The organism is Enterobacter cloacae complex sp. P12RS, from assembly GCF_014895875.1.
Classification (GTDB): Bacteria; Pseudomonadota; Gammaproteobacteria; order Enterobacterales; family Enterobacteriaceae; genus Enterobacter; species Enterobacter bugandensis.
This window is the reverse complement of record NZ_JADBQO010000006.1, coordinates 60297-82991: the sequence shown is the minus strand read 5'-3', so window position 1 is coordinate 82991 and position 22695 is coordinate 60297. Positions and strand designations below refer to the sequence as shown.

26 protein-coding genes are annotated in these 22695 nt (G+C 54.8%); 8 read left to right on the top strand and 18 right to left on the bottom strand.

Going from position 1 to position 22695, the window contains the following annotated elements:
• The 9 genes from IM284_RS02865 to fkpA form a co-directional block, all read right to left on the bottom strand.
• A partial coding sequence (locus tag IM284_RS02865) for a GTP-binding protein (protein ID WP_010287081.1) occupies positions 1–179 on the bottom strand: 179 nt, incomplete at its 3' end.
• Between the two features lie 69 nt (positions 180–248).
• Entirely contained in the window at positions 249–2363 is a 2115-nt protein-coding gene (gene fusA / locus IM284_RS02860; protein WP_028014637.1) for an elongation factor G, read from the bottom strand.
• A 96-nt stretch (positions 2364–2459) separates the two neighbouring features.
• Positions 2460–2930, bottom strand: coding sequence for a 30S ribosomal protein S7 (gene rpsG / locus IM284_RS02855; RefSeq protein WP_003861706.1), 471 nt, complete (start codon positions 2928–2930; stop codon positions 2460–2462).
• A gap of 96 nt (positions 2931–3026) precedes the next feature.
• Positions 3027–3401 (bottom strand): 30S ribosomal protein S12, encoded by a 375-nt coding sequence (gene rpsL / locus IM284_RS02850; RefSeq protein ID WP_000246815.1) that lies wholly within the window; start codon positions 3399–3401, stop codon positions 3027–3029.
• A gap of 124 nt (positions 3402–3525) precedes the next feature.
• Entirely contained in the window at positions 3526–3813 is a 288-nt protein-coding gene (gene tusB, locus IM284_RS02845; protein WP_041911943.1) for a sulfurtransferase complex subunit TusB, read from the bottom strand.
• Positions 3814–3820: 7 nt separating this feature from the next.
• Positions 3821–4180, bottom strand: coding sequence for a sulfurtransferase complex subunit TusC (gene tusC / locus IM284_RS02840; RefSeq protein ID WP_028014639.1), 360 nt, complete (start codon positions 4178–4180; stop codon positions 3821–3823).
• Positions 4180–4566 (bottom strand): sulfurtransferase complex subunit TusD, encoded by a 387-nt coding sequence (tusD, locus tag IM284_RS02835; RefSeq protein ID WP_047367185.1) that lies wholly within the window; start codon positions 4564–4566, stop codon positions 4180–4182. Before tusD ends, tusC begins: the two co-directional genes overlap by 1 nt.
• Positions 4566–5288, bottom strand: a complete 723-nt coding sequence (locus IM284_RS02830) for a transcriptional regulator (protein WP_014885489.1) — start codon at positions 5286–5288, stop codon at positions 4566–4568. The genes tusD and IM284_RS02830 overlap by 1 nt, the downstream gene beginning before the upstream one ends.
• Before the next feature lie 165 nt (positions 5289–5453).
• Positions 5454–6275: an FKBP-type peptidyl-prolyl cis-trans isomerase gene (gene fkpA, locus IM284_RS02825; RefSeq protein WP_023331457.1), complete on the bottom strand. Its 822-nt coding sequence runs from the start codon at positions 6273–6275 to the stop codon at positions 5454–5456.
• Positions 6276–6513: 238 nt separating this feature from the next.
• Here fkpA and IM284_RS02820 point away from each other — a divergent pair, with 238 nt between their 5' ends.
• Positions 6514–6732 (top strand): protein SlyX, encoded by a 219-nt coding sequence (locus tag IM284_RS02820; protein ID WP_028014642.1) that lies wholly within the window; start codon positions 6514–6516, stop codon positions 6730–6732.
• A 51-nt stretch (positions 6733–6783) separates the two neighbouring features.
• Here the strand turns inward: IM284_RS02820 and slyD are convergent, their stop codons facing one another.
• The 4 genes from slyD to kefG form a co-directional block, all read right to left on the bottom strand.
• Positions 6784–7374, bottom strand: coding sequence for a peptidylprolyl isomerase (gene slyD / locus IM284_RS02815; protein WP_003861691.1), 591 nt, complete (start codon positions 7372–7374; stop codon positions 6784–6786).
• A 94-nt stretch (positions 7375–7468) separates the two neighbouring features.
• On the bottom strand, positions 7469–7669 hold the full coding sequence (locus IM284_RS02810) for a YheV family putative zinc ribbon protein (RefSeq protein WP_003861689.1): 201 nt from the start codon (positions 7667–7669) through the stop codon (positions 7469–7471).
• Positions 7670–7682: 13 nt separating this feature from the next.
• Entirely contained in the window at positions 7683–9488 is a 1806-nt protein-coding gene (gene kefB / locus IM284_RS02805) for a glutathione-regulated potassium-efflux system protein KefB (RefSeq protein ID WP_028014643.1), read from the bottom strand.
• Complete coding sequence (kefG, locus tag IM284_RS02800; RefSeq protein ID WP_006812200.1) at positions 9488–10039, bottom strand: glutathione-regulated potassium-efflux system ancillary protein KefG; 552 nt, start codon at positions 10037–10039, stop codon at positions 9488–9490. Before kefG ends, kefB begins: the two co-directional genes overlap by 1 nt.
• Positions 10040–10171: 132 nt before the next feature.
• Between kefG and IM284_RS02795 the strand changes: the two genes are divergently transcribed.
• The 4 genes from IM284_RS02795 to IM284_RS02780 all read left to right on the top strand — a co-directional run bounded on the left by IM284_RS02795 (position 10172) and on the right by IM284_RS02780 (position 14325).
• On the top strand, positions 10172–12076 hold the full coding sequence (locus tag IM284_RS02795) for an ABC transporter ATP-binding protein (protein ID WP_047367186.1): 1905 nt from the start codon (positions 10172–10174) through the stop codon (positions 12074–12076).
• Positions 12077–12187: 111 nt separating this feature from the next.
• Positions 12188–13210, top strand: a complete 1023-nt coding sequence (locus IM284_RS02790; RefSeq protein ID WP_045259342.1) for a hydrolase — start codon at positions 12188–12190, stop codon at positions 13208–13210.
• Complete coding sequence (locus tag IM284_RS02785) at positions 13207–13425, top strand: YheU family protein (protein ID WP_013099053.1); 219 nt, start codon at positions 13207–13209, stop codon at positions 13423–13425. Before IM284_RS02790 ends, IM284_RS02785 begins: the two co-directional genes overlap by 4 nt.
• Before the next feature lie 30 nt (positions 13426–13455).
• Entirely contained in the window at positions 13456–14325 is an 870-nt protein-coding gene (locus IM284_RS02780) for a phosphoribulokinase (protein ID WP_028014646.1), read from the top strand.
• A gap of 66 nt (positions 14326–14391) precedes the next feature.
• On the opposite strand, the gene IM284_RS02775 is transcribed toward IM284_RS02780, so the two are convergent.
• Positions 14392–14796: an OsmC family protein gene (locus IM284_RS02775; RefSeq protein WP_008503018.1), complete on the bottom strand. Its 405-nt coding sequence runs from the start codon at positions 14794–14796 to the stop codon at positions 14392–14394.
• 311 nt (positions 14797–15107) lie between these two features.
• On the opposite strand from IM284_RS02775, the gene crp reads away from it, so the two are divergent.
• Both crp and IM284_RS02765 read left to right on the top strand, forming a co-directional pair.
• On the top strand, positions 15108–15740 hold the full coding sequence (gene crp, locus IM284_RS02770) for a cAMP-activated global transcriptional regulator CRP (RefSeq protein ID WP_000242758.1): 633 nt from the start codon (positions 15108–15110) through the stop codon (positions 15738–15740).
• A 57-nt stretch (positions 15741–15797) separates the two neighbouring features.
• Positions 15798–17885: a YccS/YhfK family putative transporter gene (locus tag IM284_RS02765; protein ID WP_045630318.1), complete on the top strand. Its 2088-nt coding sequence runs from the start codon at positions 15798–15800 to the stop codon at positions 17883–17885.
• Here the strand turns inward: IM284_RS02765 and IM284_RS02760 are convergent.
• From IM284_RS02760 to ppiA, 4 genes are all read right to left on the bottom strand, one after another.
• Positions 17882–19102 (bottom strand): aspartate aminotransferase family protein, encoded by a 1221-nt coding sequence (locus tag IM284_RS02760; protein WP_172976467.1) that lies wholly within the window; start codon positions 19100–19102, stop codon positions 17882–17884. The two genes, IM284_RS02765 and IM284_RS02760, sit on opposite strands and share 4 nt — an antisense overlap.
• An 86-nt stretch (positions 19103–19188) precedes the next feature.
• Positions 19189–19752, bottom strand: a complete 564-nt coding sequence (pabA, locus tag IM284_RS02755) for an aminodeoxychorismate synthase component 2 (protein ID WP_028014649.1) — start codon at positions 19750–19752, stop codon at positions 19189–19191.
• Positions 19753–19782: 30 nt separating this feature from the next.
• Positions 19783–20367 (bottom strand): putative adenosine monophosphate-protein transferase Fic, encoded by a 585-nt coding sequence (locus tag IM284_RS02750; protein WP_028014650.1) that lies wholly within the window; start codon positions 20365–20367, stop codon positions 19783–19785.
• Between the two features lie 107 nt (positions 20368–20474).
• Positions 20475–21047, bottom strand: coding sequence for a peptidylprolyl isomerase A (ppiA, locus tag IM284_RS02745; protein WP_032644556.1), 573 nt, complete (start codon positions 21045–21047; stop codon positions 20475–20477).
• Positions 21048–21325: 278 nt separating this feature from the next.
• Here ppiA and tsgA point away from each other — a divergent pair, with 278 nt between their 5' ends.
• Entirely contained in the window at positions 21326–22510 is a 1185-nt protein-coding gene (gene tsgA / locus IM284_RS02740; protein ID WP_028014652.1) for an MFS transporter TsgA, read from the top strand.
• Positions 22511–22695 lie beyond the last annotated feature (185 nt).

The window sequence follows — 22695 nt, the reverse complement described above, 5'->3', positions numbered from 1 at the left end:
CCACGAGCTTTTTCTTCTGGCGCGTTATCGATCTGGTCGAATGCACGAGCAGAACCACCGTAGGTTTTAGCCAGAACGGTAGTGATTGCAGCGGTCAGGGTAGTTTTACCATGGTCAACGTGGCCGATAGTACCAACGTTGACGTGCGGTTTTGTACGTTCAAATTTTTCTTTAGACACGGCTATATTCCTTACTATAGTGCTCTCCCCTCTGGAGAGAGCACGGGACTTAGGTTTTAATCCTGTGGATTACTTACCACGGGCTTCAATAACGGCCTGAGCAACGTTGTTAGGCGCATCATCATACTTCAGGAATTCCATGGTGTATGATGCACGACCTTTGGTCAGAGAACGCAGCTGAGTTGCATATCCGAACATTTCAGACAGCGGAACTTCAGCGTGGATCTTAACGCCAGTTACTTCGGATTCCTGACCACGCAGCATACCGCGACGACGGCTCAAGTCACCGATAACGTCACCGGTGTTCTCTTCAGGAGTTTCTACTTCAACCTTCATGATTGGCTCAAGCAGAACTGGTTTTGCTTTCTTAAAGCCTTCTTTAAAGGCAATAGACGCAGCCAGTTTAAACGCCAGTTCAGAGGAGTCAACGTCGTGGTAAGAACCGAAGTGCAGACGGATACCCATGTCAACAACCGGATAGCCAGCCAGAGGGCCCGCTTTCAGCTGTTCCTGGATGCCTTTATCAACGGCTGGGATGTATTCGCCAGGAATTACACCACCTTTGATGTCGTTGATGAACTCGTAACCTTTCGGGTTAGAGCCCGGCTCCAGTGGGTACATGTCGATCACAACGTGACCGTACTGACCGCGACCACCAGACTGCTTAGCGTGTTTACCTTCAACATCGGTAACTTTCGCGCGAATCGCTTCGCGGTAAGCAACCTGAGGTTTACCCACGTTCGCTTCAACGTTGAATTCACGCTTCATACGGTCAACGATGATGTCCAGGTGCAGTTCACCCATACCAGCGATGATGGTCTGGTTAGATTCTTCATCAGTCCATACGCGGAATGATGGGTCTTCTTTCGCCAGACGGCCCAGAGCCAGACCCATTTTTTCCTGGTCAGCTTTGGTTTTTGGTTCAACCGCGATGGAGATTACCGGCTCAGGGAATTCCATACGCTCCAGAATGATCGGGTGATCCGGGTCACACAGGGTGTCACCAGTGGTCACGTCTTTCAGACCGATAGCTGCAGCGATGTCGCCCGCACGAACTTCTTTGATCTCTTCACGTTTGTTAGCGTGCATCTGTACGATACGGCCAAAACGTTCACGCGCCGCTTTCACGGAGTTCAGGATGGTGTCACCAGAGTTAACCACACCAGAGTAAACGCGGAAGAAGGTCAGGTTACCCACGAATGGGTCGGTAGCAATTTTGAACGCCAGTGCAGAGAACGGCTCGTCATCACTTGCGTGACGCTCAGCCGGAGTATCTTTACCGTCGTCCAGGATGCCGTTGATCGCAGGAACGTCAACCGGGGATGGCAGGTAGTCAACTACCGCATCCAGCATCGCCTGAACACCTTTGTTCTTGAACGCAGAACCACAGGTTACCAGGATGATTTCGTTGTTCAGAACGCGCTGACGCAGAGCTTTTTTGATCTCTTCTTCAGACAGTTCTTCACCACCCAGGTATTTCTCCATCAGCTCTTCAGAAGCTTCAGCAGCGGATTCGATCAGGTTCTGGTGCCATTCGTCAGCCAGGTCCTGCATCTCAGCCGGGATATCTTCGTATTCGAAGGTAACGCCCTGGTCTGCATCGTTCCAGTTGATGGCTTTCATTTTCACCAGGTCGATAACGCCGGTGAAGCCTTCTTCAGCACCAATTGCCAGCTGCAGCGGAACAGGGTTCGCGCCCAGACGGGTTTTGATCTGGCCAACAACTTTCAGGAAGTTAGCACCCATACGGTCCATTTTGTTAACGAACGCGATGCGTGGAACTTTATATTTGTTCGCCTGACGCCATACGGTTTCAGACTGTGGCTGAACACCACCAACTGCGCAATAAACCATTACCGCGCCGTCAAGAACACGCATGGAACGTTCTACTTCGATGGTGAAGTCAACGTGGCCCGGGGTGTCGATGATGTTTACGCGATGCGGTTCGTACTGCTTAGCCATACCTGACCAGAATGCAGTAGTCGCTGCGGAGGTGATGGTAATACCACGCTCCTGCTCCTGTTCCATCCAGTCCATGGTGGCTGCGCCGTCATGAACTTCACCGATTTTATGGTTTACACCGGTGTAGAACAGAATACGTTCGGTAGTAGTGGTCTTACCGGCGTCGATGTGCGCACTGATACCGATGTTACGGTAGCGTGCGATGGGTGTTGTACGAGCCATTTGATTCCTCGTTTGTTTCTTTAGGCGTTCAGTTAAGTTACCCAGAGCGGGCAGCTTCTCTGAAGCGCCCGCCTGGTGACTAATACTCCGAAGGGATTACCAACGGTAGTGTGCGAACGCCTTGTTGGCTTCTGCCATACGGTGAACGTCTTCACGTTTCTTAACTGCAGTACCTTTGTTTTCTGCAGCATCAGAAAGTTCGTTCGCCAGACGCAGAGCCATGGATTTATCACCGCGTTTACGAGCAGCTTCAACGATCCAACGCATTGCCAGGGCATTACGACGAACCGGACGAACTTCAACTGGAACCTGATAAGTAGAACCACCAACACGGCGGGACTTAACTTCTACAGTTGGGCGAACGTTGTCGAGAGCGACTTCGAAAGCTTCCAGTTCATTTTTACCAGAACGCTGAGCCAGGGTCTCCAGCGCGCTGTATACGATTGCTTCTGCAGTAGATTTTTTACCATCTACCATCAGGATATTTACAAATTTTGCCAGCAGTTCTGATCCGAACTTCGGATCTGGAAGAATTTTACGCTGACCAATGACGCGACGACGTGGCATGGGAATACTCCGTTGTTAATTCAGGATTGTCCAAAACTCTACGAGTTTAGTTTGACATTAAGATAAATCAGTTTGGCCTTACTTAACGGAGAACCATTAAGCCTTAGGACGCTTCACGCCGTACTTGGAGCGAGCCTGCTTACGGTCTTTAACACCTGAGCAGTCCAGCGCACCACGAACGGTGTGGTAACGAACACCCGGAAGGTCTTTAACACGACCGCCACGGATCAGGATCACGGAGTGTTCCTGCAGGTTGTGACCTTCACCACCGATGTAGGAAGTCACTTCGAAACCGTTAGTCAAACGCACACGGCATACTTTACGCAGTGCGGAGTTTGGTTTTTTAGGAGTGGTGGTATATACACGAGTACATACGCCACGTTTCTGCGGGCAGGCTTCCAGCGCAGGCACGTTGCTTTTTGCAACTTTGCGTGCACGTGGTTTGCGTACCAGCTGGTTAACTGTTGCCATTAAATAGCTCCTGGTTTTAGCTTTTGCTTCGTAAACACGTAATAAAACGACCTCATACAATATGAGGACGCGAAATTTTAGGGCTACGTCGAAAAGGTGTCAAGAAATATACAGCGATCTCAAATCACCAGTTCATTTGACTGGCGTGCGTCACAGTAAGATTGACGAAATCAGTATAGCCAACCACGTCAATTTTGGCTGAAATTTGACCAGAAAGACCCCGCGCATCCAGATCGTCCTTCAGCGCTGAGACCGTTATGGGGGCATTCGTGAGAATTTCAACGAAACGGCCGCCTTCAAGCGCAGCGAGCACGCCATCCTGAATCAGCAGCAGATCGTCACCTTCGCGCAGCATGCTCAACAGCGTGTCGATATCACATTGCCATGGTGAATGGCTGAGAATATGGAGCATGGAAGCCTCAGAAAGTCAGAATGGTGTCGTAGTGGGATAGTTGTTCACGCAGTGCTGCGGCAGGTAAGGTCGTCACATCCAGCACAAAAGGCGTCTTATCGCTTAAACCGCGCGCCGTTAAAGAGTCGGCACAGACATAGCAGGTTTCGATATCGTAAAGCGGCAGCACTTTGAAGGTGGCGATGTAGTCGCGCGCCAGAATGGCCTGCGGCTGTTGGCCGGCCAGAAGCTGAAGCACGCCGTCCCCCAGAAAGAAGACACCGATATCTTCTGTTAACGCCGATGTTGCAAGCAGCGCATCCAGGCCTTCGCGGCCAGAGGTGCTGCCGTGCGGCGCAGAAGTAAAAACAAATGCCACACGCTTCATCAGAATTGCACCACTCTGTCGCAGGTTAACGTCGCCTGAGCCAATGCGCCCAGACCACTCAACGTAAAACCAGGCTGTAGGTTAGCGCCTGAAAACCCCAGGCGCTCGGCTTCGGCTGCATCCGTCACGCCGCGACGCAGCGCCGCCGCCACGCAGATATGCAGCTCAACGCCCTGCTTTTCATTTAACGCCTGCCAGGCGCGGACCAGATCAAACTCGTCGCTCGCCGGCGACGTAAACTGGTTCGCGTTATACACCCCTTCCCGATAGAAGAAGACGCTCGCCAGTTCGTGTCCGGCCGCCAGCAGCGCATGCGCAAACTGCAGCGCGCTGCTGGCCTGTTGAGTCCCATACGCCGGGCCCGTCACCATTAATGCAAAACGCATTACTTATCTTGCCCCACGAAATCGCCGCTTTTGAACTGACGGATGTAGAGGTAAACCGTATGCTTGGAGATGTTCAGACGATCGGCCACCTGGTTGATGGCATCTTTAATGTCGAAAATCCCTTTCTCGTAGAGATTGAGTACGATCTGGCGATTCTTGGCGTTGTTCGATACGTTGCGGTCAGCATTGACCTCTTCAATGGTGAACTCAAGCGTCTGCGTGACGAGATCTTCAACGGAGGAGGCAAAGTTAACAGAAGAGCCAACGTCTGGCGTTTCTGGCGGAATAAAGGTGCTCATGATCTGTGAGAATGGCACATCAAGGTTCATGTTGATGCACAGCAGCCCAATCACACGATGCTCGCGATTTCGAATCGCGATGGTTTCTGATTTCATCAGCACGCCGCTTTTGGCGCGGGTGAAATAACATTTTGAGACGCTGCTGTCCGCGCCGGTCATGTCATGCAACATACGCAATGCAAGGTCGGTAATTGGCGAACCAATTTTACGGCCGGTATGCTCACCATTAGCAATGCGGATGGCGGAACACTTCAGATCTTGCAGGGAGTGCAATACGATTTCGCAGTGGGAACCAATGAGCATCGCTAACCCGTCCACTACCGCTTCATAGGATTTCAGAATATCGAAGTCGGTCTGGTCAAAAGGACGTTGATCCAGCAAATCAAGTTCACTGGTTTCGTTGGTTAAAAGCGACCTGGACATGAAAAAAACACTCCTTTTCAGGAGCCTGTCGTTAGGTTTTCAGGGCAGGCTCATTATCTACACGGACAACTAAATTAATACAGCGTGCCTAACGCTTTCCAGTGTTAATTATATCTGCCCCACAATAAAAAACCGCCGCCTTAAAAGGCGGCGGTTTGCATCACATTACTTCTTAGCGTCTGTCGCAGCTTTCTGATCTGCCTGCGCTTCCGGTTTCGCATCCGCTTTCGGCGCTGGTTTGATGTCCAGCAGCTCTACGTCGAAGACCAGCGTGGAGTTAGCCGGGATACCCGGAACGCCAGTTTTGCCATAGGCCAGATCCGGTGGGATAACCAGCTTGATTTTGCCGCCTTTTTTGATGTTTTTCAGGCCTTCAGTCCAGCCTGGGATCACACCGTCAAGACGGAAGGAAAGAGGTTCACCACGGGTGTAAGAGTTATCGAACTCTTTACCGTCGATCAGCGTACCTTTGTAGTTCACCACAACGGTGTCGCTGTCTTTAGGCGCATCACCGGTACCTTCTTTCTCAACTTTGTACACCAGACCAGTAGAAGAGGTTTTCACACCCTTCTCTTTAGCAAAGGTGTCGCGGTAGGCTTTGCCTTTCGCTTCGTTGTCTTTAGCGTCCGCTTCCATCTTGGTCTGAGCGGCACCCTTCACGCGCGCTTCGAACGCCTGCAGAGTCTGTTCGATTTCCTGGTCAGACAGTTTGCTCTTATCAGCAAAAGCGTCCTGAACACCCGCGATCAGCTGGGCTTTGTCCAGTTTGATGCCCAGTTTCTCTTGTTCTTTCAGAGAGTTTTCCATGTAGCGGCCCAGAGATGCGCCCAGTGCGTAGGCGGATTTCTGGTCGTCATTTTTGAACGCCGCTTTGCTGTCTGCAGTGGCAGCAGGCTTCGCAGCAGTATCAGCAGCGAATGACAGCGGCGCGTTCAGTGCAACAGCCATCGTCGTCGCCAGCAGCGTTACTTTAAACAGTGATTTCATCCATATCTCCAGGGCCTGGGGACTCTCACCCCAGCGTTAAACGTAAATGAGTGACGTACTATAAAACGTTGCGGAAGAAATCTACAGACAGACACTTCCAATTCTCGCCACTTTTCAGACTATTTTTGTTTAAATAAGTTTCTTGCCAACGGGATAGAGACTGCACTTAAGGATAAACTCAGTTAAACTGCGCCGCCGCTGGGCCAATATGGCGTATCAGATATAAACGAGGTGAATGATGAAGGACACAATGATAGAAGCGAGAATGGCTGAGCTGGAAAGCCGCCTGGCTTTTCAGGACATCACCATCGAAGAGCTTAACCAGACCGTGACCGCGCACGAACTCGAAATGGCGAAACTGCGGGATCATATGCGCCTGCTTACGGAAAAGCTGAAGGCGACGCAGCCGTCAAATATTGCCTCTCAGTCGGAAGAGACGCCACCACCTCATTATTGAGGCGTAAAAAAAGCGGGATTATCCCGCTTTTTTATTTTCCGCATGACGGAATTAGTGGCAACCGCAGCCGCCGTTGCCGCAACCACCTTTACCGTGGCCGTGGTCATGACCATGGTCGTGGCCGTGACCACCGCAGCAGCCGTCGTGGCCGTGATCGTGATCATGGTCGTGACCATGCGCACCGTGAACGTGGCCATGAGCCAGCTCTTCTTCGGTCGCTTCACGGATCGCAACAACTTCTACGTTGAACTTCAGGTTCTGGCCAGCCAGCATGTGGTTGCCGTCAACCACAACGTGGTCGTCTTCAACTTCAGTGATTTCAACAGGAACCGGACCCTGGTCAGTTTCAGCCAGGAAGCGCATGCCAACCTGCAGCTCGTCAACGCCCATGAACACGTCTTTAGGAACGCGCTGAACCAGGTTGTCGTCATACTGACCGTAAGCGTCGTTCGCGCCTACAGCAACGTCGAATTTATCGCCAACTTCATGACCTTCCAGCGCAGTTTCCAGGCCGGAAATCAGGGAACCGTGACCATGCAGGTAGTCCAGCGGCGCACTCACCGGAGACTCATCAACCAACACACCGTCTTCTGTACGTACCTGATAGGCCAGGCTGACCACCAGGTCTTTTGCTACTTTCATGATATCTCCTGAGCGTGGGAAAATTGCTGGCGCAGATTGTAGCGGAAATCTGCACCCGTGTACCCTTAAGCTTAAAAAAACTCAGAGCATATCGCTAGTCTGGATGAAAAATGCCGATCACTTGCTCTTCTTTGCGAACGTGATCGCGTGCTTCTTTGTCGGCCTCACGCATCTGGTGACCGCACTTAACGCACTCAACTATATCAATATTATTTTCGCGCCACATGGCCAGCGTATCTTGAGCCTGGCAAGACGGGCACTTTGCACCCGCGATAAAGCGTTTACGTACAGCCATCTTTCGTTACCTTTTATTCAAATTCATCCCAGCCGTCGAGCTGGCGTCGTTCCTGCTGCATCTCTCGCTGAAAGATCTCCTCCAGCTCGCGCCGCGCTTCCCGCACGCGGGAGATCTGCGCCGTATCGCTATGTACAGGCATTAATTCGCGCAGCATGCGCATATCCAGCCGGCGGAAGTGCATCTGGGCGCGCTGCGCCTGGTGAGGATGCATCCCCAGGGAGATTAACGCCTTGCGCCCCAGTTCCAGCGCACTGGAGAACGTCTCACGGGAGAAGTGTTTCACACCTGCCTGCAACAATTCGTGAGCTTCAACACGCCCCCGGGCACGCGCCAGAATATTCAGGTGCGGGAAATGCTGCTGACATAGCTCCACCAGCTTCATCGTATCTTCCGGATCGTTGCAGGTGATGACGATAGACTCCGCGGCTTCCGCCCCGGCCGAGCGCAGAAGCTCAAGCTGAGTGGCATCGCCGTAATAGACCTTGTAGCCATATTTGCGCATCAGGTTGACCGCACTGATATCGCGCTCCAGCACCGTAATGCGCATTTTGTTCGCCATCAACAGGCGGCCAATCACCTGCCCGAAGCGGCCGAAGCCCACGACGATCACCTGCGGCTTATCGTCTTCTACCCACGGCGCTTCATCTTCATCGTCTGCCGGATTCAGGCGGCGCGACAGGAGTTTATCCACCATCTTCATCAGCAGAGGCGTGGTCATCATCGACAGCGTTACCGTCACCAGCAGCAGCGCCATCTGGTCATCTTTAAACAGCTTCTGGGAGGAGGCGGTGGAGAACAGCACAAACGCAAACTCGCCACCCTGGCTCAACACGCTGGCAAACTGCATGCGTTCCGAACTGCGCAACCCGTAGATACGCGCCATGACGTAAAGCACCAGCATTTTCACCGCCACCAGGATCGCAACACTCACCGCAACCCAGAGCAGATGGGTATAAAGCACGCCAAGATTGAGCGCCATTCCCACCGAAATAAAGAACAGGCCTAACAGCAGCCCTTTGAAGGGATCGATGGCAATTTCCAGTTCGTGCCGATATTCACTCTCCGCCAGCAGCACGCCGGCAATAAAGGTGCCCAGCGCCATCGACAGCCCCAGCGCGTCCATAAACAGCGCCGAGCCGAGCACCAGCAGCAGCGTCGCGGCGGTAAACACCTCGCGCACGCCCGAGGCGGCAATAAAGCGGAACACCGGACGTAGCAGGAAACGTCCGCCAATCAGCATGCCCGCGAAGGCCAGCACCTTCATGGAAATTTTTGCCCAGTCGAAGTGATCGTCGCCCGAGCCCGCCAGCAGCGGCACCAGCGCCAGCGCCGGGATCACCGCTAAATCCTGGAACAGCAGCACCGAAAAGCCCAGCTGTCCGGCCTCATTGCGGTTCATCCCCTTGTCGCGCATCAGCTGCAGCGCCATCGCCGTCGACGACATTGCGAGACCAATCCCGCCAATCACCGCCGCCTGCCAGGAAAAGTTGGTCAGCATTAACAGGCCAGCCAGAATCGCGGCGCTAAACAGCACCTGCGCGGCGCCCACGCCAAAGATAGAGCGTCGAAGCTGCCACAGCTTCGAGGGGTTCAGTTCGAGGCCGATGATGAACATCAGGAACACCACGCCGAGCTCCGAGAAGTGGAGAATTTCATCCACGTCGCTGATGAAACCCAGTCCCCATGGGCCAATGGCGATCCCCGCGAGCAAATACCCCAGCACCGCCCCGATGCCGATACGGGCGGCAAGCGGCACCGCGACGACGGCGGCAAATAAAAACAGCACCCCGGCGAGGAGTAAATTCGATCCTTCCATTAACGACCTCCTGCCGGAATCGGTGATGCCAGCCATTCGCCGTAGGCTCTGGCGTGGCTTGCGAGCGCTTTCGGGTCCTGACGCCGCGCCCAGTAAACAATAATCGGGCTCATCCAGTGCATGCGGCACATGGCCGCCGTCAGCTCGAATGGCCTCAGGATGTCGCTCATGGGGTAGCGGTTCAGCCCGTCGTGACGGTAAGCGCTTTCCGGCTCACCGGTGGTAATGACGCTCCGCCAGTACTTTCCCGCCAGCTGGTTGCCCCCCACCCCGCTGGAGAAGCCCCGGCTCAGCACGCGATCCAGCCACTCTTTCAGCAGCGCCGGACAGCTGTAGGTATAAAGCGGATGCTGAAATACAATCACGTCATGCTGACGCAGCAGTTCCTGCTCGTAAGGAATATCGATAAAGAAATCAGGATAGTGCGCGTAGAGATCGTGCACCGTGACGTTACTGAGCTGTGTGGCCGGCTTAAGCAGCACCCGGTTCGCCACCGAGTCCTGAGATTCCGGATGGGCATACAGCAGCAGCACTTTCGCTGTCTGAGACATCACTCCCCTCCCGGTTCTGTTTTTGTGTATTGTTGTCGTTTTGGGCTACCATGGCGGCCCGGTGGGGGAAATGGCCCACACCTTACATTATCATAATGACAAATTAACATAGTCGGAACATACGGCGCTTCTATGATTGTTTTCTCCTCGTTACAAATTCGTCGCGGCGTGCGCGTCCTGCTGGATAACGCCACTGCTACCATCAACCCGGGCCAGAAAGTGGGTCTGGTCGGCAAAAACGGCTGCGGTAAATCCACCCTGCTGGCGCTGCTGAAAAACGAGATTAGCGCGGATGGTGGTAACTTTACCTTCCCGGGGAACTGGCAGCTCGCGTGGGTAAACCAGGAGACGCCAGCCCTGAGCGAACCGGCGCTCGACTATGTTATCGACGGCGATCGCGAATACCGTAAGCTCGAAGCGGAACTCAACGCGGCCAACGAGCGCAACGACGGTCACGCCATCGCTACCGTTCACGGCAAGCTGGACGCCATCGACGCGTGGACCATTCGCTCCCGCGCCTCCAGCCTGCTGCACGGCCTGGGCTTTAGCAATGAACAGCTTGAACGCCCGGTAAGCGACTTCTCCGGCGGCTGGCGCATGCGCCTCAACCTGGCGCAGGCGCTGATCTGCCGCTCAGACCTGCTCCTGCTCGATGAACCGACCAACCACCTCGATCTCGATGCGGTTATTTGGCTCGAGAAGTGGCTCAAGAGCTATCAGGGCACTCTGATTCTCATCTCCCACGACCGCGACTTCCTCGACCCGGTGGTGGATAAAATCATTCATATCGAACAGCAAACCATGTTCGAGTACACCGGCAACTACAGCTCCTTTGAGCGCCAGCGCGCGACGCGCCTTGCTCAGCAGCAGTCGATGTATGAAAGCCAACAGCAGCGCGTGGCGCATCTGCAGAGCTTCGTGGATCGCTTCAAAGCTAAAGCGTCAAAAGCCAAGCAGGCCCAGAGCCGCATCAAGATGCTGGAACGCATGGAGATGATTGCCCCGGCACACGTGGATAACCCGTTCCACTTCAGCTTCCGCGCGCCGGAAAGCCTGCCGAACCCGCTGCTGAAGATGGAAAAAGTGAGCGCAGGCTATGGCGATCGCATCATCCTCGACTCTATCAAGCTTAACCTGGTGCCGGGTTCGCGCATTGGCCTGCTGGGGCGCAACGGCGCCGGTAAATCGACATTAATTAAGCTGCTCGCGGGCGAGCTTAACCCAACCAGCGGTGAAATCGGCCTGGCGAAGGGCATTAAGCTTGGCTATTTCGCCCAACATCAGCTGGAATTTTTACGCGCAGATGAATCGCCGATTCAGCATCTGGCGCGTCTTGCGCCGCAGGAAATGGAGCAGAAACTGCGCGACTACCTCGGCGGCTTCGGCTTCCAGGGCGATAAGGTGACCGAAGACACCGAGCGTTTCTCCGGCGGCGAAAAAGCCCGTCTGGTGCTGGCGCTGATCGTCTGGCAGAGACCCAACCTGCTGCTGCTCGATGAACCGACCAACCACCTGGATCTCGACATGCGTCAGGCGCTGACCGAAGCGCTGATTGAGTTCGAAGGCGCACTGGTTGTCGTGTCGCACGATCGCCACCTGATCCGCTCCACCACCGACGATCTCTACCTGGTACACGGCGGCAAAGTCGAACCGTTCGACGGCGATCTGGAAGACTACCAGCAGTGGCTGACGGACGTACAAAAGCAGGAAAACCAGCCGGAAGAGTCAGCGAAAGACAACGTCAACAGCGCACAGTCGCGTAAAGACCAGAAGCGCCGCGAAGCGGAACTGCGCACCCAGACCCAGCCGCTGCGTAAAGAGATTGCCCGTCTTGAAAAAGAGATGGAAAAGCTCAACGCCACGCTTGCCGCCGTCGAAGAGAAGCTGGGCGACAGCGACCTGTACGATCAGAGCCGTAAAGCGGAGCTAACGGATTGTCTGCAAACGCAGGCGAAAGCCAAATCCAGCCTCGAAGAGTGCGAAATGGCATGGCTGGATGCCCAGGAACAGCTGGAAGCGATGCTGCAGGCAGACTGAATTTTTACCCCGTTGTGCGAACGGAATCTATCTCTGGTTCGGAAATCCAGGCTAAACGGGGTACAATTCGGAAAGTATAGTGAATTTCTGACAAGAATCAGCATCGTCCTTATGACCCAAATCATTCCATCAGACTTCGACATTACAGCCGAAGACAGCACCGAGTTCGTGCCCATGCGCGGCGTGACCAACTGCCATTTGCAGACCATGCTGCCGCGGCTGATCCGCCGCAAGGTCCAGTTCACTCCGCACTGGCAACGGCTCGATCTGCCGGACGGTGATTTTCTGGATCTGGCCTGGAGCGAAGCGCCGGAACAGGCTCTTCATAAGCCGCGTCTGGTGGTTTTTCACGGGTTAGAAGGCAGCCTGCACAGTCCGTATGCGCATGGGTTAATTGAGGCCGCCAAAGCGCGCGGCTGGCTCGGCGTGGTGATGCATTTTCGCGGCTGTAGCGGCGAGCCGAATCGTCAGAAACGCATTTATCACTCGGGTGAAACCGAAGATGGCACGTGGTTTCTGCACTGGCTGCGGGAAAATTATGGCGCCGCGCCAACGGCCGCCGTGGGCTACTCGCTGGGCGGTAATATGCTCGCCTGTCTGCTGGCCAAAGAGGGCGACAGCGTACCGCTGAATGCAGCAGTGATTGTCTCCGCACCGTTTATGCTGGAGCAGTGCAGCTATCACATGGAAAAAGGCTTTTCTCGCGTCTATCAGCGCTATCTGCTCAACCTGCTGAAAGCCAACGCGGCGCGAAAGCTAAAGGCCTATCCGGATACCCTGCCGGTAAGCCTGCGTCAGCTGAAAAAAGTACGCTGCATCCGCGAATTCGACGATCTGATCACCGCCAAAATTCACGGCTTCGCCGATGCTATCGACTATTACCGACAGTGCAGCGCCATGCCGTTGCTCAGCAAAATCACGCAGCCGACGCTGATTATTCATGCCAAAGATGACCCGTTCATGGATCATCACTCTATTCCCGCGCAGGAATTCCTGCCTGACAACGTTCACTACCAGCTGACCGAACATGGTGGCCACGTGGGGTTCATCGGCGGCACGCTGCGCAGGCCGAAAATGTGGCTGGAAGCGCGCATTCCTGACTGGCTGACTCCTTATCTGGATGGTGCAAAATGATCATTCCCTGGCAGGATCTGGCTCCCGAAACGCTCGATAATCTGATTGAAAGCTTTGTATTACGCGAAGGCACCGATTATGGTGAACATGAGCGTTCGCTTGAGCAAAAGGTCAACGATGTAAAACGCCAGCTGAAAAGCGGCGACGTGGTGCTGGTGTGGTCAGAACTGCATGAGACGGTCAATATCATGCCCCGCAACGCGTTTCACGGCTGATCTTCCAACCTTTTCCGTCAGGGAGTTGCTATGTCTGCCAGACATCCCATTATTGCCGTTACGGGGTCGAGTGGTGCGGGAACCACCACCACCAGCCTCGCTTTTCGCAAGATTTTCGCCCAGCTGAATCTCCGTTCGGCGGAGGTCGAAGGCGACAGCTTTCACCGCTATACGCGGCCTGAGATGGACATGGCGATCCGCAAGGCACGCGATTTGGGTAAACACATCAGCTACTTTGGCCCGGAAGCCAATGATTTCGGCCTGCTGGAGCAAACCTTCCGCGAATACGGTCAGAGCGGTACCGGGCAGTCCCGTAAGTATCTGCACACCTACGACGAAGCCGTACCCTGGAACCAGGTGCCGGGCACCTTTACCCCCTGGCAACCGCTGCCGGAACCCACCGACGTGCTGTTTTATGAAGGATTGCACGGCGGCGTTGTCACACCTCAGCACGACGTGGCGCGCCATGTGGATCTGCTGGTCGGGGTGGTGCCGATCGTTAACCTGGAGTGGATCCAGAAGCTGACGCGCGACATGAGCGAGCGCGGCCATTCGCGCGAGGCGGTAATGGACTCGGTGGTGCGCTCCATGGAAGATTACATCAACTATCTCACGCCGCAGTTCTCCCGCACGCACATTAACTTCCAGCGCGTGCCGACGGTGGACACTTCCAATCCGTTCGCGGCGAAAAGCATCCCGTCGCTGGATGAGAGCTTTGTGGTGATCCACTTCCGCAATCTTGAAGGCATTGATTACCCCTGGCTGCTGGCGATGCTGCAGGGCTCGTTTATTTCCCACATGAATACGTTAGTGGTTCCCGGTGGAAAAATGGGGCTGGCAATGGAGCTGATCATGACGCCGCTGGTGGAGCGACTGATGGAAGGGAAGCAGATCGCGTGAACATGTTCCCTCTCCCCGTGGGAGAGGGTTAGGGTGAGGGCATCAACACGCACGATGCCCCAATAATTAAGCCTCGATCACTTCATACGAATGGGTGATTTTTACCGCTTTCTCCAGCATTAACGCCACAGAGCAGTATTTCTCCGCAGAGAGATCCACCGCGCGTGAGACCGCCGCGTCTTTCAGTTCTTTCCCGGTGACAACAAAGTGCAGATTAATGTGGGTGAACAGCCGTGGCGCCTCTTCGCGACGCTCTGAGGTGAGTTTAACCTCGCAATCCGTCACGTCATGACGGCCTTTTTGCAGAATCGACACCACGTCGATCGCGCTGCATCCGCCTGCCGCCATCAGCACCATTTCCATTGGGCTTGGAGCTTTATCGCCGGAGTTACCATCCATCAAAATCTGGTGTCCTGACGCGGACTCGCCCAGGAACGTTAAACCTTCAACCCACTTCACGCGCGCTTGCATATTCATTAACTCCAACGTTGCATTTTTGGTGACAGATTACGCGTGCGTTACATTTCTCGCAATGGAAGGCGACCTGCATCATGCTGAAGCGAGACACCAGGAGACACGCGGCAAAAGCTATGCTAAAACACTCAGGATGCTACAGTAATACATTGACGTTACACATGTATGCAGAGGACATCAAACTTTACTGGCTGCGAAACGTTACGACAGCCGACTTCCCAGGGTATGGGTAAGAATTCGATTGCAACCCCAGAGTCCGGATGCATCTGAAGACTCTGGTGACAGCTTATAACAGAGGATAACAGCGCATGGTGCTTGGCAAACCGCAAACAGACCCGACTCTCGAATGGTTCTTGTCTCATTGCCACATTCATAAGTACCCATCGAAGAGCACGCTGATTCACCAGGGTGAAAAAGCGGAAACGTTGTATTACATCGTCAAAGGCTCGGTGGCAGTGCTGATCAAAGATGAGGAAGGCAAAGAGATGATCCTTTCCTATCTGAACCAGGGCGATTTTATCGGTGAACTGGGCCTGTTTGAAGAAGGCCAGGAACGTAGCGCCTGGGTTCGTGCAAAGACAGCATGTGAAGTGGCTGAAATTTCTTATAAGAAATTCCGTCAGCTGATTCAGGTAAACCCTGACATCCTGATGCGTCTTTCTTCCCAGATGGCGCGCCGTCTGCAGGTGACGTCAGAGAAAGTGGGTAACCTCGCCTTCCTGGACGTGACTGGCCGTATTGCGCAGACTCTGCTGAACCTGGCGAAACAGCCAGACGCGATGACCCACCCGGACGGCATGCAAATTAAAATTACCCGTCAGGAAATCGGTCAGATCGTCGGTTGCTCCCGCGAAACGGTGGGCCGTATTCTGAAAATGCTGGAAGATCAAAACCTGATCTCCGCCCACGGTAAAACCATCGTGGTTTACGGAACCCGTTAATCCTGCCTAAACGGCGTGCCATCGCGAGGTGTCACGCCGTTTTTGTCTCTATTCCCCATGTGGCGCAGGCTGATCTATCACCCGGAAGTTAACTACGCACTACGACAAACGCTGGTGCTGTGTCTTCCCGTGGCCGTGGGCCTGATCCTGGGACATCTTCAGCAGGGCCTGCTGTTTTCTCTCGTCCCCGCCTGCTGCAACATTGCCGGTCTGGACACGCCCCATAAACGCTTTTTCAAACGTCTGATAATTGGCGGCTCGCTGTTTGCTGGTTGTAGCCTCGCGGTGCAGCTTCTGCTGGCTCGTGATATTCCCCTGCCGCTGATCCTGACCGTGCTGGCGATGACCCTCGGCGTCACCGCCGAAATCAGCTCGCTCCATGCCCGGCTGCTTCCCGCGTCACTCATTGCGGCCATCTTCACCCTGAGCCTCGCCGGTAATATGCCCGTGTGGGAGCCGCTGCTGATCTACGCCCTCGGCACGCTGTGGTACGGGCTGTTTAACTGGTTCTGGTTCTGGCTGTGGCGGGAGCAGCCGCTGCGCGAATCTCTGAGCCTGCTCTACGTGCAGCTTGCGGATTACTGTGAAGCCAAATACACCCTGCTCACCCAGCATACGGATCCGGAGAAATCTTTACCGCCGTTGCTGACGCGCCAGCAAAAGGTGGTAGACCTGATAAGCCAGTGCTATCAGCAGCTGCATATGCTCGCCGCCAACAAGAACCACGAATATAAACGGCTGTTGCGCACCTTTCAGGTGGGGCTGGATCTTCAGGAGCATATCTCCGTTAGCCTTCACCACCCGCAGGAGGTGCAAAAGCTGGTTGAGCGCAGCCATGCCGAAGCGGTGATCCGCTGGAACGCACAAACCGTCTCCGCGCGCCTGCGGGTGCTGGCCGATGATATTCTCTACCACCGCTACCCCACGCGCTTTAACATGGACAAACAGCTCGGCGCGCTGGAGAAAATCGCCCGTCAGCACCCGGATAACCCGGTCGGCCAGTTTGCCGCCTGGCACTTCAGCCGCATCGCCCGCGTGCTGCGCACCCAGCGCCCGCTTTATTCCCGTGACCTGATGGCGGATAAACAGAAACGTCTGCCGCTGCTGCCGGCGCTGAGAAGCTACCTGTCTCTGAAATCTTCCGCTCTGCGCAACGCTGCAAGGATTAGCGTCATGCTCAGTATCGCCAGCCTGATGGGCATGGCGCTCCACCTGCCGAAACCGTACTGGATCTTAATGACCGTGCTGTTTGTTACCCAGAACGGCTATGGCGCCACGCGGGTGCGCATTCTACACCGGGCAGGCGGCACGATGGCGGGGCTGATTATTGCGGGCGTGACGCTGCATTTTCACGTGCCCGAAGGCTATACCCTGGCGGGCATGCTGGCGATCACCCTGGTAAGCTATCTAATCATTCGCAAAAACTACGGCTGGGCGATGGTGGGCTTTACGGTGACGGCGGTATATACCCTTCAGCTGCTGACGCTTAACGGCGAACAGTTCATCGTTGCCCGCCTGATCGACACGCTGATTGGCTGCCTGATCGCCTTTGGCGGCATGGTCTGGCTCTGGCCGCAGTGGCAGAGCGGGCTGCTGAGGCAGAACGCCCACGACGCGCTGGAGGCCGATCAGCAGGCCATTCGACTGATCCTGAGCGACGATCCGCAGCCTTCCCCGCTGGCGTATCAGCGGATGAAGGTCAACCAGGCGCACAACGCCCTGTTTAACTCGCTCAACCAGGCGATGCAGGAGCCGGGCTTTAACTCACACTATCTTGCCGATATGAAGCTGTGGGTCACGCACAGCCAGTTTATCGTTGAGCACATTAACGCCATGACCACGCTGGCGCGCGAACACACAATGCTGACGCCGGATCTGGCGCAGCGCTATTTGCAGTCGTGTGAAATTGCGTTGCAGCGGTGTCAGCAGCGTCTGGAGTATGACGCGCCGGGTGAGTCGGGGGATTCGAACATTCTGGAGGCACCGGAGACGCTGACCCACGGCCCGATGAGCACCCTGGAGCAGCATTTGCAGCGCGTGCTGGGACATCTGAACACCATGCACACCATTTCGTCGGTGGCATGGCGTCAGCGCCCGCATCACGGCATTTGGTTAACGCGGCGGTTAAAGCGAACCGAGTATTAGCCTTTTACGATCTTCTCGACCGCCGCGGCAAAGCGGGTTAACCCGTCGTCAATATCTTTCTCTTCCACCACCAGCGACGGCGCAAAACGCATCACGTCCGGCCCGGCGTTGAGCACCATCACCCCTTCGTGGGCGGCTGCGTGCAGGAAATCGCGCGCGCGGCCTTTGTACTGCGGCTTAAGCTCCGCACCAATCAGCAGCCCCATGCCGCGGATCTCGCTGAAGACGTCGTACTTATTGTTAATCTGCTGGAGATGCTGCACAAACAGCTCGCGTTTCGCGCTAACGCCGTTTAGCACCTCTGGCGTGTTGATGATGTCGAACGCGGCACCTGCCACGGCGCTCGCCAGCGGGTTACCGCCGTAGGTCGAGCCGTGAGACCCGACGTGGAACGCAGAGGCAATCTCCTGCGTCGTCAGTACCGCACTCACCGGAAAACCGCCGCCGAGCGCTTTCGCGCTGGTCAGAATATCCGGTGTCACGCCGTAGTGCATGTAGGCAAACAGCTCTCCGGTACGCCCCATCCCGCACTGCACTTCATCAAACACCAGTAGCGCCTGATGTTCGTCGCACAGTTCGCGCAGCCCTTTCAGGAATTCCGGAGTTGCCGCGGTCACGCCGCCTTCGCCCTGAATCGGCTCCACCACCACCGCGCAGGTGTGGTCGTCCATCACCGCTTTCACCGCGTGCAGATCGTTAAACGGCACGTGGATAATGTCGGCTGGTTTCGGACCGAAGCCGTCGGAATACTTCGGCTGGCCGCCAACGGAGACGGTAAAGAAAGAGCGTCCGTGGAAGGCGTTATGGAAGGCGATGATTTTAGTTTTGTACGGGCTGTGGCGCGTGGTGGCGTAGTAGCGCGCCAGCTTAAAGGCGGTTTCGTTAGCTTCGGTGCCGGAGTTCATAAACAGCACGCGCTCGGCAAAGGTCGCATCAATGATCTTACGGCCCAGGCGCAGCGCAGGTTCGTTGGTGAACACGTTGCTGGTGTGCCACAGGGTTTCGCCCTGGGTTTTCAGCGCGTCCACCAGCGCAGGATGGCAGTGGCCCAGCGCCGTGACCGCAATACCACCCGCGAAATCCACATACTCCTTGCCCTGCTGATCCCAGACGCGGCTGCCTTTCCCCTTCACCGGAATAAACTCAGCCGGTGCATAAATCGGCAGAATCACTTCATCGAATGTCGCGCGGGTAATTGCTGGTTGTTCAGTTGCCATGTCATGCCCATCCATTTTATGTCACATTCATTGTGAAAATATAATCACAAAATATGCATAAAAAATCACAGCAAGGCAACAGATATTCAGCGATTGAGGAAATTTGCCAGCAGTGCGTGCCCCTGCTCGCTGAGGATACTTTCAGGGTGAAACTGGACGCCTTCGAGATCCCACTCGCGGTGGCGAATCCCCATGATCTCCTGCGTATCGCTCCAGGCGGTCACGTCAAAGCAGTCGGGCAGCGTCGGTGGGTCAATCACCAGCGAATGGTAGCGCGTCACGGTTAACGGGTTATTGAGCCCGGTGAATACGCCCGTGCCGGTGTGGGTGACCGGCGAGGTTTTGCCGTGCATCACTTTCGCGGCACGCACGATGGTAGCCCCAAATGCCTGGGCAATCGCCTGATGACCGAGACAGACGCCCAGGATCGGCAGCCTGCCGGCATAGTGGTGAATAACCTCCAGAGAAATGCCCGATTCCGACGGCGTACACGGTCCCGGCGAAATGACGATTTTCTGCGGAGCCAGCGTCTCAATATCAGACAGGCTGAGTTCGTCGTTGCGGCGGACAACCACCTCTGCACCCAGTTCACAAAAATACTGGTAAAGGTTCCAGGTGAAGGAATCGTAGTTATCAATCAGCAGAATCATGGCGGCTCCCGAAAAAAATGCCGCCCTATTCTACTCAGATTCCCGCGCTTCGCTCACTACTTTGGCAAAGATAGCGCTCAGCGCGGTCAAATCGCCCGTGGCACCGCTTCGGTTCGCCGCCACCCACTGCTCGGGATCAATATCCCGCCAGTCCAGCGCGTAATTCGCGTGGATGGCCAGCTGCTCAAAGAAGACGCGCTGAGCTATGCCATTACCGCGCATAAAGGGATGCAGCATATTGATTTCACAGTAGTAATGGCTCACTTTTTCAACAAACGCCGCTTTTTCAAGACCCACAAGATACTTATCACTTTCCAGAGCCGCCATCAGTTCGTTACCCATCGTCTCGATGTACTCAAAATGGCAGAAGGGAATGTCACCCTTAAAAATATCGTCGGTACGGAATTCGCCTGCCTGCTTCATCTCTCTGTGATACAGATGGCGATGAATGAGGCACAGATGCGGTAGCCCGGGCGCTGAAGGCCCAAGCTCCAGCGTCTCAATGCCGGGCTCTGAAGGACCATTACCTTTTTCAAGGAGACAACTGGCCTGAAAATTGACGTTACGCTGTTGCTCCCAGAGACGGGATTTTTGCTTATCGGTGAGTTTTTTCACTTAACGCCTCCCTGAATAGTCCGTTTGCCACAAGTATAAGCAGCAAAACGCGCTTTCGCAGGGAGGGCTGAAAGACACGGGCAGGATATGCCCGTGTGGGAGAACGATTACGGCAGCACTTTCGCGGAGAGAATCACCACTGGTTTAGACGGCACATTCTGGTATGGACCGACATCGTGGGTCTGAACCTGAGAGATTTTGTCCGCCACGTCCATCCCTTTCACAATTTTACCGAAGACCGCATAGCCGAAGTCGCGCTGGCCGTGGTCGAGGAAAGCGTTATCCGCCACGTTGAGGAAGAACTGGCTGGTGGCGCTGTCTTTATCCGCCGTGCGCGCCATGGAGATGGTGCCGCGCTTGTTCAGCAGGCCGTTGTCCGCTTCGTTTTTGATGGGTGGGTTAGGCTGTTTCTGCTGCATCTGCTCGTTGAAGCCGCCGCCCTGAATCATGAAGCCAGGGATCACGCGGTGGAAGGTGGTGTTGTTATAGAAACCACTGTTCACATAGTCGAGGAAGTTTTTCACAGAAACCGGAGCTTTCTGGCTATTCAGTTCCAGCTCAATGTTCCCGGCAGAGGTGGTCAGCAGAACGTGAGGGTCCCCTTTGGCTGCCAGCGCAGCAGGGGAAACGGCAGAAAGAGCAAACACAGCTGCGACAGCCGCCAGTGTTGATTTGAGCATGAGAATTCCTTAACAAAGCGCAGTATAAAAAGCGAATGGCTTGATTCTAAAGAGCAGTATGAACCGAGACCAGCCTTTTACCTAATTTTACGAAATTGAAACAATTATTACTGCGCAAACGATTGGTTATACCGCCATTTAGTGTGATTCATATCACACTAAAACCTGCAATGGCATATTCATTTCCCTTAAAAGATAGGAATAGATCACTTTAGCGACTAAAATCTGCCCGCTCTCAGCGCCCTCCCGGCGCTTTTCTTTTTCTGAACAGGCCAGACATGACTAACAGCAATCGCATCAAGCTCACATGGATAAGCTTCTTCTCCTACGCTCTGACCGGCGCGTTGGTGATCGTCACCGGGATGGTGATGGGAAATATCGCAGACTACTTCCAGCTGCCCGTTTCCAGCATGAGTAACACCTTCACCTTCCTCAACGCGGGGATCCTGATCTCAATTTTCCTGAATGCCTGGCTGATGGAAATCGTCCCGCTGAAAACCCAGCTGCGCTTCGGCTTCGTGCTGATGGTTGCCGCCGTGGCGGGCCTGATGTTGAGCCACAGCATCGCCCTGTTCTCCGCCGCCATGTTCGTGCTGGGCCTTGTCAGCGGGATCACGATGTCGATCGGTACGTTCCTTATTACGCACATGTATGAAGGCCGCCAGCGCGGCGCGCGCCTGCTGTTTACCGACTCCTTCTTCAGCATGGCCGGGATGATTTTCCCGATGGTCGCCGCGTATCTGCTCGCGCGCAGCATTGAATGGTACTGGGTATACGCCTGTATCGGTCTGGTCTATGTCGCGATCTTCATTCTGACCTTCGGCTGTGACTTCCCGGTGCTGGGCAAAAAAGCGCAGACCACCTCAGAGCCGGTGGCGAAGGAAAAATGGGGTATCGGCGTGCTGTTCCTCTCCATTGCCGCTCTGTGCTACATCCTTGGTCAGTTGGGCTTTATCTCGTGGGTACCTGAATACGCCAAAGGTCTGGGCATGAGCCTGAACGACGCGGGCAAACTGGTGAGCGATTTCTGGATGTCTTACATGTTCGGCATGTGGGCCTTTAGCTTCATCCTGCGCTTCTTCGACCTGCAACGTATTCTGACCGTCCTGGCGGGTCTGGCGACCGTGCTGATGTATCTGTTCATCAACGGTTCCCCGGAGCATATGCCATGGTTCATCCTGACCCTGGGCTTCTTCTCCAGCGCGATTTACACCTCAATCATCACCCTGGGCTCCCTGCAGACCAAAGTGGCTTCGCCAAAGCTGGTGAACTTCGTGCTGACCTGCGGCACCATCGGCACCATGCTGACCTTCGTGGTCACGGGCCCGATTGTGGCGCACAGCGGCCCGCTGGCCGCGCTGCACACCGCTAACGGTCTGTATGCCGTGGTGTTTATCATGTGTTTCATTCTGGGCTTCGTGACCCGTCACCGCCAGCACAATACGGCAACGGCTACCCACTAATCGTCAAAACCCCTTTGCAGAACGCAAAGGGGTTTTACCCTGCTTACCCGCTCTGACTGCCGATTCGTAAAAAAACCCTCAAATTTGTGCGAAAAACAAGCAAGCACAAAAATCAAACAATATCCGTTACTTATAAAAAACCTGACAAATCATACATATACCCACTAAGGGGTAGGTGAAGGCGT